The sequence below is a fragment of the Streptomyces sp. NPDC031265 genome (genome assembly GCF_055570295.1).
In genome coordinates this window covers 197,360-207,294 of record NZ_JBVIHM010000005.1, presented here as the reverse complement: position 1 = coordinate 207,294, position 9,935 = coordinate 197,360, and the positions used below count along the sequence as shown (strand labels likewise).

At 70.3% G+C, this 9,935-nt stretch carries 9 protein-coding genes; 2 read left to right on the top strand and 7 right to left on the bottom strand.

Annotated features, from left to right (window positions below; translation table 11 throughout):
• Positions 1-114: 114 nt before the first annotated feature.
• The 7 genes from ACZ499_RS11095 to ACZ499_RS11065 form a co-directional block, all read right to left on the bottom strand.
• Positions 115-423 carry an SCO5918 family protein gene (locus tag ACZ499_RS11095; protein WP_468673822.1) on the bottom strand — a complete coding sequence of 103 codons (309 nt, stop codon included), beginning with the start codon at positions 421-423 and terminating at the stop codon, positions 115-117.
• 49 nt (positions 424-472) lie between these two features.
• Complete coding sequence (locus ACZ499_RS11090; protein ID WP_468673820.1) at positions 473-877, bottom strand: CBS domain-containing protein; 405 nt, start codon at positions 875-877, stop codon at positions 473-475.
• A 46-nt stretch (positions 878-923) separates the two neighbouring features.
• Complete coding sequence (locus ACZ499_RS11085; RefSeq protein WP_468673818.1) at positions 924-2,417, bottom strand: DEAD/DEAH box helicase; 1,494 nt, start codon at positions 2,415-2,417, stop codon at positions 924-926.
• A gap of 344 nt (positions 2,418-2,761) precedes the next feature.
• The gene (locus ACZ499_RS11080; protein WP_030664939.1) at positions 2,762-2,965 is read right to left on the bottom strand and encodes a cold-shock protein; all 204 of its coding nucleotides are present in this window, start codon (positions 2,963-2,965) and stop codon (positions 2,762-2,764) included.
• An 898-nt stretch (positions 2,966-3,863) separates the two neighbouring features.
• Positions 3,864-5,198: a class I SAM-dependent RNA methyltransferase gene (locus ACZ499_RS11075; protein ID WP_468673816.1), complete on the bottom strand. Its 1,335-nt coding sequence runs from the start codon at positions 5,196-5,198 to the stop codon at positions 3,864-3,866.
• 119 nt (positions 5,199-5,317) lie between these two features.
• Positions 5,318-7,369, bottom strand: coding sequence for an APC family permease (locus tag ACZ499_RS11070; RefSeq protein WP_468673814.1), 2,052 nt, complete (start codon positions 7,367-7,369; stop codon positions 5,318-5,320).
• Positions 7,370-7,421: 52 nt separating this feature from the next.
• The gene (locus tag ACZ499_RS11065) at positions 7,422-8,222 is read right to left on the bottom strand and encodes a hypothetical protein (protein WP_468673812.1); all 801 of its coding nucleotides are present in this window, start codon (positions 8,220-8,222) and stop codon (positions 7,422-7,424) included.
• Positions 8,223-8,379: 157 nt separating this feature from the next.
• Here ACZ499_RS11065 and ACZ499_RS11060 point away from each other — a divergent pair, with 157 nt between their 5' ends.
• Both ACZ499_RS11060 and ACZ499_RS11055 read left to right on the top strand, forming a co-directional pair.
• Complete coding sequence (locus tag ACZ499_RS11060; protein WP_468673810.1) at positions 8,380-9,048, top strand: potassium channel family protein; 669 nt, start codon at positions 8,380-8,382, stop codon at positions 9,046-9,048.
• Positions 9,048-9,725 carry a potassium channel family protein gene (locus tag ACZ499_RS11055; protein WP_468408513.1) on the top strand — a complete coding sequence of 226 codons (678 nt, stop codon included), beginning with the start codon at positions 9,048-9,050 and terminating at the stop codon, positions 9,723-9,725. Before ACZ499_RS11060 ends, ACZ499_RS11055 begins: the two co-directional genes overlap by 1 nt.
• Positions 9,726-9,935 lie beyond the last annotated feature (210 nt).

Below are 9,935 nucleotides of genomic sequence, written 5' to 3'. Positions count from 1 at the left end.
CGTCCCCCCCCCCCCCCCCCCCCCCCCCCCCCCCCCCCCCCCCCCTCCCCCCCCCCCCCCCCCCCCCCCCCCCCCCACTGCCATTCAGGTGTCGGGTCGTGCCTGTTCCCTCGGTCAGACGGATACGGGCGTGCCCAGCATCGCGGAGGCTCGCTGCAGCGAGCTGAGGATGCGTACGGGTGCGGTCGTGGGGAGGGTGCGGCAGGTGAAGCCGAGCCGAGTCATGGCCCGGAGGACCTCGTCGGCGCTGAAGTCACGGCGGTCCTGGCGGGTGATGACCTGGCCGACCTGCTTGACGGGGTAGTGGCGGCGGCCGATGATCACGGATTCGCCGGTGCCCGGTTCGGGCTTGATGCCCTTCATCGATTCCAGCACGCCGCTCTTGGTGAGCTCGAAGGGGAAGCGGGCGATGACGCAGCGCATGTGGCCTCACAGGGAGAAGGAGAGAACGGTCCGACCAGGGTGAGGCGGTTCAGCGGGAGAGGGCGAGGACGCCCAGGGCGCTGCCTTGCTCGTCGACCACCGGCAGGGCACCGAGCCGGCGGGAGCGCATCACGTGCTCGGCTTCGGCCATCGTGGTCACGGGTGAGGTGAACGACCCGTGGTCGCCGAGGATGTCGCGCAGGCGGACGCGGTCCGTGTAAGCGGAGCTGTCGCGGACGGTGGTGAGTTCGGTCTGGGTGACCATGCCGGTGCACTGGCCGTCCTGGTCGCAGACGACCAGTCGACCCGTGCGGGCGGCGGCCATGACGGACAGCGCCACCTCGACGCTCATGTCGTCACAGACCTGCGGTCCGGCCGCGTCCATGACCTGCGCCACCGTCCTGTGCACGGGGCTGGCGACGGCGGGGCGGAGCTGCGTCTGAACCAGCGTCAAAAGGTGCCTCCTGCAGGGATGGGTCGGCTTCCCGATCACGAAGGTTCTAGGCCGCCGCACCGAAGACGGACTGGCGTACGGGCGCGCGCCGGGTCGCCGACGCGGGGCGGCGCCGGCCTCGGGAGGAGGCGCTGCGCTGGGGGCGTTCGACCACCGGTGCGGTGATGACGACCGGGATGCCGGACGGGGCCTGGGCGCCGGTGATCCGGCGCAGGGCCTCGTCGCCCGAGCGGACCTGGGTGGTCTGCGGCGTGATCCCAGCGGCCATCATCAGGCGGCTCATGTCGCGGCGCTGGTTGGCCAGGACCAGGGTGACGACGCTGCCGGACTCGCCGGCGCGGGCGGTACGGCCGCCGCGGTGGAGGTAGTCCTTGTGGTCGGTCGGCGGGTCGACGTTCACCACGAGGTCGAGGTTGTCGACGTGGATGCCGCGCGCCGCGACATTGGTCGCCACCAGCACGGTGACGTGTCCCGTCTTGAACTGCGCCAGCGTGCGGGTGCGCTGCGGCTGCGACTTGCCGCCGTGCAGCGCGGCGGCCCGTACACCGCTGTTGAGCAGGTCCTGGGTCAGCCGGTCGACGGCGTGCTTGGTGTCCAGGAACATGATCACCCGGCCGTCGCGGGCCGCGATCTCGGTCGTGGCGGCGTGCTTGTCGGCCCCGTGGACGTGCAGGACGTGGTGCTCCATCGTCGTGACCGCACCGGCCGACGGGTCGACCGAATGCACCACGGGGTCGGTCAGATAGCGGCGCACCAGCAGGTCGACGTTACGGTCCAAGGTGGCCGAGAACAGCATCCGCTGCCCCTCCGGACGCACCTGGTCGAGCAGCGCGGTGACCTGCGGCATGAAGCCCATGTCGGCCATCTGGTCGGCCTCGTCCAGCACCGTGATGGCGACCTGGTTCAGCCGGCAGTCGCCACGGTCGATGAGGTCCTTGAGCCGGCCCGGGGTCGCGACGACGACCTCGGCCCCGCCTCGCAGCGCGCCGGCCTGCTTGCCGATCGACATCCCGCCCACGACCGTGGCCAGTCGCAGCCTGACGGAGCGGGCGTACGGAGTGAGCGCGTCGGTCACCTGCTGTGCCAGCTCACGCGTCGGTACGAGGATCAGTCCCAGCGGCTGGCGGGGCTCGGCACGCTGTCCGGCGGTGCGGGCGAGCAGGGCGAGGCCGAAGGCGAGGGTCTTGCCGGAGCCGGTGCGTCCACGGCCCAGGACGTCACGGCCCGCCAGGGAGTTCGGCAGCGTCGCGCCCTGGATCGGGAACGGCGCGGTCACGCCCTGCTTGCCGAGTTCGGCCAGTAGCTGCTCGGGCATGTCGAGATCGGCGAAGCCCTCGACGGCGGGCAGCGCGGGGGTGATCGTCTTGGGGAGCGCGAACTCGCCTTGAACTGCGGCGGGCCGGCGGCCGTAACCGCTGGAACGGGCAGGCCCGGCGGAACGGCGCGGTGCCTGCGAGCCGAAGCGGCTGCCGCCCATTCCGGCGTCGGCACTGCCCTTACGGGCGCGGGCGGAGCGGTCGTTCGTACGTGTGCGGTTCATGCGGAACCTTCCCTGATGTGGCACATATCAAGGAATTCCCGCAGCGATGAGCGGCATGGAGAATTACAAGTATGGACCGATGGCAAAAGAAAGCAGATCTGGCCGGCGGAAATCTCCGGGGGCGCAGGTGCTGAAATGGGCGACGCGATGCAGACGTGATATCCGGGGCGTCGACTGCGGTGCAGCTCTTCAGGATGCGTCTGCATCCTGAAGGAGGATCCGCGTGTGGTGGGACTGCGGATTCCTCCGAGTCGACCCGCGGGTGAAACCACCGCGGGAAACGCGTGCAGCTGGGGCCCGCACCCCGAAGGATGCGGGCCCCAGCTACAGAATGTGCGTCAGCGTCAGGCCGGAACGATGTTCTCGGCCGTCGGGCCCTTCTGGCCCTGCGCGATGTCGAAGTTGACCTTCTGGCCTTCGAGCAGCTCACGGAAGCCCTGGGCGGCGATGTTCGAGTAGTGGGCGAACACGTCCGGGCCGCCACCGTCCTGCTCGATGAAGCCGAAGCCCTTTTCCGCGTTGAACCACTTCACGGTACCAGCAGCCATGTCATATCTCCTTTGGGGCAGTACATCGGAATCCGCACTGTGCGGATGCCGTGTCGCCGCGATGATTACCCCGCCCGGAAAATGACCGGAAATACAAAAGCGCTCCCACCGGCAGGAGCCGGGTGGGGGCACTTGAAGTTTTGGGAACCACAACTGCAACTGAGATCGACAGTAGCACGCCGGAGCGGCCTGTGCGCGTTGAATAATTCGCCTCCGCCCATGGCGTCAAAAACGCTCACTTCATGGTCCGCAAAATCCTCACTTCGCGGGCACAGATATTGGTCCACTCGGAGTACAACGTTTCAGGAAGAGCGGTCTGCTCCGTTGCCCGCCTGAGGATCTGCGTCAGCGGGGGCCGCACCGGCCCGGCGAATGAGCCGCCACGGCCGCACGCTCCCTTGAGGACCCGCTCGCCGAGATCATGCCTGGGCGGCGGTGATGTCTTGGGCCAGTGATCAACGAGCGTCAAGAAATCCAGGAGACAGCCCGTCATTGGCTGGTTGCGGCGAGGGCATCCTACGGGCCGCGGCTCCTGAGGCGTGTCGGCGGACGAGGGCGCCGCTCAAGCCGTGAGTCACACCGGCTCCTTCGAGCGAATCCCGTCGCAGGTGCCCGTCGCCGACTGACCAAGGCTGACCGCACCCGGTCACCGAACACCCCTTACGGGCCGCGTCCCTGCTGGACCCCGACGCTGCCGACGACCCGCGAATCCGCACCAGGAGACGGTGAAGCGGATCCCTGCGCAGGCGCCGCCCCACCCGCCGGCACCTGCGCGAACCTCTACCTGACGGCCCATCAGGACGGGTGTCGGACGAGCGTTCCGAGCGTCGTCCTCAGCGTCGGGATGTCGCCCGTAACGCCCACGGCGCACCTCACGCACACCATCCGAACCCGCAGGTCAGGCGACCTTTGCGACCGGTTCGAGGATCGCCACGCACTCCACGTGATGCGTCATCGGAAACAGATCGAACGCCCGCAGCGTCCGCACCCGGTACCCGCCCTCCCGGAAGTACCCCAGGTCCCGCGCCAGCGCCGCCGGGTCGCAGGCGACGTAGGCGATGCGGCGGGCGCCCAGGCCCGCGAGGTACTTGACCGTCTGCTTGCCCGCGCCCGCTCGCGGCGGGTCGAGGACGATCAGGTCCGCCTCGGTGATCTTCGTGCGGGGCAGGACCTGGTCGACCTTGCCCTGTTCGACGCGGACCCGCGGCAGGTCCGCCAGGTTGTGGCGGGCGTCCTCGACCGCACGCTTGGAGGACTCGATGCCCAGCACCGCGCCCTGCTCGCCGACGCGCTCGGCGATCGCGCCCGCGAACAGGCCGACCCCGCAGTACAGGTCGAGCGCCATCTCGCCCTTGCGCGGCATCAGGCCCTGCATCACGGCCTTGACCAGGGTGTCCGCGGCCTGCGGGTGGACCTGCCAGAAGCCGCCCATGCCCACGCGGTAGGTGCGCTCGTCGGCCCGCTCGCGGACGAAGGCGCGGCCGTGCACGCGGTGGACGCCGCCGTCCTTCTCCTCCACCCGCAGGACCGAGACCGGCTTGTCCAGCTCGACCAGCGGGAGGCGGCCGCCCGTGCGCGGGGTCAGTACCACCTGGCGGTCGTGCGAACCCGTCGCGGCGATCGCCTCGACCGACTCCATCTGCGGCCACTCGCGCTTCTCGATGCCCAGCTCGCTGACGCCGGGCGCCGCGATCATGCAGTGGTCGATCACCTGGACGTCGTGCGAGCGGTGCTTGCGCAGGCCTACTCGGCCGTCCTCGTCGATGGCGTACTGGACGCGGGTGCGCCACGCCGGGACCTGGCCCGCGGGGAGCTTGTCGCCCTCGGCCGGCATGACCGTGCCGTCCCAGCCGGCCTCCTCGGGCGTCAGCCCGGCGAGCCGCTGCAGCTGCTCGGCGATGACCTCGCCCTTGAAGCGGCGCTGCGCGCCCGGCTTCGCGTGCTGCCAGTCGCAGCCGCCGCACTTGCCGGGACCCGCGAACGCGCACGGCGCCTCGACCCGGTCCTTGGACGGCGACAGCACCTCGACCGCGTCCGCGCGCAGGTAGCGGGAGTCCTCCTCGCCCTCCGTGACGCGAGCGACGACCTTCTCACCCGGCAGCGCGTGCCTCACGAACAGCACCCGGCCCTGCTCCGTGCGGGCGATGCAGTGGCCACCGTGCGCCACGGGGCCGACCTCGACCTCGTACTCCTCCCCGACCAGCGAAGACGAAGGCTCAGACTCGTTCTGCATGTGGGGGTGACTCCAGAAGTGGTGAGGAGGGGCTGCCGTCCGCATACGGACGGCAGCCCCCCAGTCTACGTCGGCGAGCGGACCGCTCAGGCCTTCCCGCTCGGCTCCCTGCCGGCCGCTCAGCCCTTCCCGGTCGGCTCCTTCGGGCGCTGCGGTGCCACCGGGCCCCGCCGCACCGAACCCGGCGCGTTCCACTCCTGCCGCTTGCGGGCCCGCTTCTTGGCGACCTCCGAGGACTGGAGCTGGTAGGGGACGGACGTCACCATCACGCCCGGCGTGAAGAGCAGACGGCCCTTCAGGCGCAGTGCGCTCTGGTTGTGCAGCAGGTGCTCGTACCAGTGGCCCACCACGTACTCGGGGATGTACACGCTGACCGCGTCGCGCGGGCTCTCGCGGCGCAGGCCCTTGACGTACTCGATGACCGGGCGGGTGATCTCGCGGTACGGCGAGTCGATGATCTTCAGTGGTACGTCGATGCCGCGCCGCTCCCACTCGTCCTTGAGCGCCTTGGTCTCGGCTGCGTCGACGCTGACGCTGATCGCCTCCAGCTGGTTGGCGTGCAGCAGCTTGGCGTAGGCGAGGGCGCGCAGGGTCGGCTTGTGGAGCTTGGAGACCAGGACCACGGAGTGCACGCGCGAGGGGCGCACGTATTCGTCCGGGCGCTCCTCGGCCGCCGCGATCTCGTCGGCCACCTTGTCGTAGTGCTTGCGGATCGCGGTCATCGTTCCGTAGAAGATCACCATGCCCATCAGGGCGACCCAGGCGCCGTGGGTGAACTTGGTGGCGAGGACGACGACCAGGACGAGCCCGGTGAAGAAGGCGCCGAAGGTGTTGATCGCGCGGGAGCGGACCATGTGGCGGCGCTTGGCCGGGTCCTGCTCGGTGGCGAGGTGCCGGTTCCAGTGCCGGACCATGCCGGTCTGGCTCAGGGTGAACGAGACGAAGACGCCGACGATGTAGAGCTGGATCAGCCGGGTCGAGTCCGCGCCGTAGATCACCACGAGCAGGATCGCGGCCCCGGCCAGCAGCACGATGCCGTTGGAGAACGCGAGGCGGTCGCCGCGGGTGTGCAGCTGGCGCGGCAGATAGCGGTCCTGGGCGAGGATCGAGCCGAGCAGCGGGAAGCCGTTGTACGCGGTGTTGGCGGCCAGGAACAGGACCAGCGCGGTGGCCCCGGCCAGGATGACGAAGAGGAAGCTGCCCTTGCCGAAGACGGCCTCCGCGACCTGGGAGATCACCGGGTTCTGGACGTAGCCGTCGCCGACCGGGACGCCGTTGCTGAGCAGGTCGGTGGCGGGCTTCTCGGCCATCCGCACCTTGGTGGTCATGGCCAGCGCGATGATGCCGCAGAACATGGTGACCGCGAGGCCGCCCATCAGGGCGAGGGTGGTCGCCGCGTTCTTGGACTTGGGCTTGCGGAAGGCCGGGACGCCGTTGCTGATCGCCTCGACGCCGGTGAGCGCGGCACAGCCGGAGGAGAAGGCGCGCAGCAGCAGGAAGACGAGCGCGAAGCCCGCCAGGCCCTGGTGCTCGGCGTGGATCGTGTAGTCGGCCGTCGGGGCCTTCATCGTGTCGTCGAGGACCATGCCCTTGAAGGCACCCCACGCGATCATGACGAAGACGCCGCCCACGAAGACGTACGTGGGGATGGCGAAGAGGTTGCCCGACTCCTTCACGCCGCGCAGGTTCATCAGCGTGAGCAGCACGATGACGCCGACCGCGCAGAGCACCTTGTGCTCGACGACGAACGGGACGGCCGAGCCGAGGTTCTCGATGCCGGAGGCGATCGAGACGGCGACGGTCAGGACGTAGTCGACGAGGAGCGCGCTGGCGACGGTGAGGCCGGCCTTGGGCCCCAGGTTGGTGGTGGCGACCTCGTAGTCACCACCGCCGCTGGGGTAGGCGTGCACGTTCTGCCGGTACGAGGCGACCACCGTGAACATGAGCACCACGACCGCGACCGCGATCCAGGGGCTGAAGTGGTACGCCGACACACCCGCCACGGAGAGCACCAGGAGGACTTCTCCGGGCGCGTACGCGACGGACGAGAGCGGGTCGGACGCGAAGACGGGGAGCGCGATGCGTTTGGGGAGGAGCGTTTCTCCCAGCTTGTCGCTGCGCAGCGCCCGGCCGATCAGGATCCGTTTGGGCACGTCGGTCAGTTTGGACACAACAGAGAAGAGTAGGGGCTGCGGATTGACACGGCCCACCCGCCACCCCCCATCAGTACGAGAGGGCCGCCCGCACGGCCGTGACCACGACCGCGATCAGGTAGCAGCCGGTCGCCACGGCCACGGTCCGCTCGCGCTTCTCGGCGCCGAGTGACGTACGGGACAGCAGCCACGCGAGGGCGGGCAGGACCAGGACCGCGTGCAGGCTCACGCCGTGCAGCGGCTTGAGCGGCGCGGTGGAGGCGTAGGCGGCGAGCTGGTGGCCGGTGCGGGTGAGCACCACGCCGCGGGCGATCATCGCGGCGCCGGAGGCGAGCCCGACCAGCAGGATCGCGAAGCCCGCCCGGACCGCGAGCGCCATTCCGACCGGTCCGGACGGCGGACGGCGGAACGCGGCGGCCGCGAACCACGTGAGGATCACCACGAGCAGGCCCCCGCCGACGGCCAGCGTCATCGAGACGGCCGAGTCGAACGGCGTCTGCATGTCGAGGTGCGAGGGCACCTTGCGCCACGCCTGGAGCGTGATCCCGGCCACTTCCAGGACGCTGTCGGCGGCCAGCAGGCCGAGCAGGGCCGCCCGGGTGCGCGGCCCCGTCCGTACGTACGAGGTCACCCAGGTCAGCGCGGCCAGGGTGAGGCCGAAGGACAGGCCGAAGGTGGCGGGCTTGCGCCAGGAGACCGGCCCGTCCCAGGGGCCGCCCGCCACCGCGAACACGCCCAGATGGAACAGACCGGAGGCGAACAGGGCGGCCGCGGTGGCCAGACAGAGCCGCTCGGCGGTGCTGGCGCGGGGGTGCTCCGCGGCCCCGGCGCGCGCGGTGTGCGGCGGGAGTGAACGCCGTGTCGTTTTCACGCGTCTCAGCCTGCGCGACGGATGTGCGGCGGGGCGTCGTCCGGTGGGAGGCTCACCGACTGCGCCCGCGGAAGTACCGACGCTGGTGAGTGCATCCCGCCGCGAGCCGCATAAGCTCGTCACCGGGCAACGCCGACAAGGAAGTATGTGAGGGGACGTGCACATCGTCATCATGGGCTGCGGGCGAGTGGGAGCCGCTCTCGCGCAGACCTTGGAGCAGAAGGGGCACACGGTCGCCGTCATCGACCAGGACCCCACGGCCTTCCGCCGGCTCGGTTCCGGATTCAGCGGGCGCCGGGTCACCGGCGTCGGCTTCGACCAGGACACCCTGCGTGAAGCGGGGATCGAGGAGGCCGGCGCGTTCGCGGCGGTCTCCAGCGGCGACAACTCCAACATCATCGCGGCCCGGGTGGCCCGCGAGATGTTCGGGATCGAGAACGTCGCGGCCCGCATCTACGACCCGCGCCGCGCCGAGGTCTACCAGCGGCTCGGCATCCCGACGGTCGCCACGGTCCGCTGGACCGCCGACCAGATGCTGCGGCGGCTGCTGCCGTCCGGCTCGGAGCCGCTGTGGAGCGACCCGAGCGGCGCGCTGCAGCTGGCGGAGGTGCACACCTCCACGGCCTGGATCGGCCACAAGATCAGCAGGCTGCAGGAGGAGACGGGCGTGCGCGTCGCGTTCCTCACCCGGCTGGGCGAAGCGGTGCTGCCGAGCTCCCGGACGGTCCTGCAGGAAGGCGACCTCGTCCACGTGATGATGCGTACGGATGAGGTCGAGAAGGTCGAGGCGGCCTTCGCCCAGGGTCCCGAGGAGGGCGGTCACTGATGCGCGTCGCGATTGCCGGGGCCGGCGCGGTGGGTCGTTCCATCGCGGGCGAGCTTCTGGAGAACGGTCACGAGGTGCTCCTCGTGGACAAGGCGCCCACCGCCATCTCGGTGGAGCGGGTGCCGCAGGCGGAGTGGCTGCTCGCCGACGCCTGTGAGATCACCTCTCTGGACGAGGCGGCGCTCCAGCGCTGCAACGTGGTCATCGCGGCCACCGGCGACGACAAGGTGAACCTGGTCGTCTCGCTGCTCGCGAAGACCGAGTACGGCGTGCCGCGCGTGGTCGCCCGGGTCAACAACCCGAAGAACGAGTGGCTGTTCAACGAGTCATGGGGCGTGGACGTCGCCGTCTCGACCCCGCGTCTGATGTCGGCGCTGGTCGAGGAGGCGGTGAGCGTCGGCGACCTCGTACGGCTGCTGCGCTTCAGCCACGGCGACGCCAACCTGGTCGAGCTGACGCTGCCGCCGGAGTCGGCGCTGGCGGGCACCCAGGTCGGGGACGTGGCCTGGCCCGAGGACACCTCGCTGGTCACGATCATCCGGGGCACCCGGGTGCTCACTCCGCAGCCGGAGGAGACCCTGGAGGCGGGCGACGAGCTGCTGTTCGTGGCCGCGCAGGCCCGCGAGGAGCAGTTGGAGGACCTGCTGTCGGTGCGGCGGGAAGAGTCCGCGAGCTGACGCGACCTCACGGGTGTGGGAGGGGCCGGTTTTTAGCCGCGGGCCGTCTGTGTCTGGTCGCGCCCACGCGGCGGAGCCGCACAGAGACACAGCCCCGCGCCCCTTGGGCGCGAAGGGGGGGGGGGGGGGGGGGGGGGGGGGGGGGGGGGGGGGGGTTTTTGTTTCGCTTGTTTGCTCCTCTCTCCGCTGCTGTTTGGGTGTCTTTTCTTT

What these genes read in the sequence shown, in the direction of transcription:
- ACZ499_RS11055 (WP_468408513.1), top strand. Translation starts at nt 9,048, where the DNA reads ATGCGCGTCGCGATTGCCGGGGCCGGCGCGGTGGGTCGTTCCATCGCG.
- ACZ499_RS11095 (WP_468673822.1), bottom strand. Translation starts at nt 423, where the DNA reads ATGCGCTGCGTCATCGCCCGCTTCCCCTTCGAGCTCACCAAGAGCGGC.
- ACZ499_RS11075 (WP_468673816.1), bottom strand. Translation starts at nt 5,198, where the DNA reads ATGCAGAACGAGTCTGAGCCTTCGTCTTCGCTGGTCGGGGAGGAGTAC.
- ACZ499_RS11085 (WP_468673818.1), bottom strand. Translation starts at nt 2,417, where the DNA reads ATGAACCGCACACGTACGAACGACCGCTCCGCCCGCGCCCGTAAGGGC.
- ACZ499_RS11080 (WP_030664939.1), bottom strand. Translation starts at nt 2,965, where the DNA reads ATGGCTGCTGGTACCGTGAAGTGGTTCAACGCGGAAAAGGGCTTCGGC.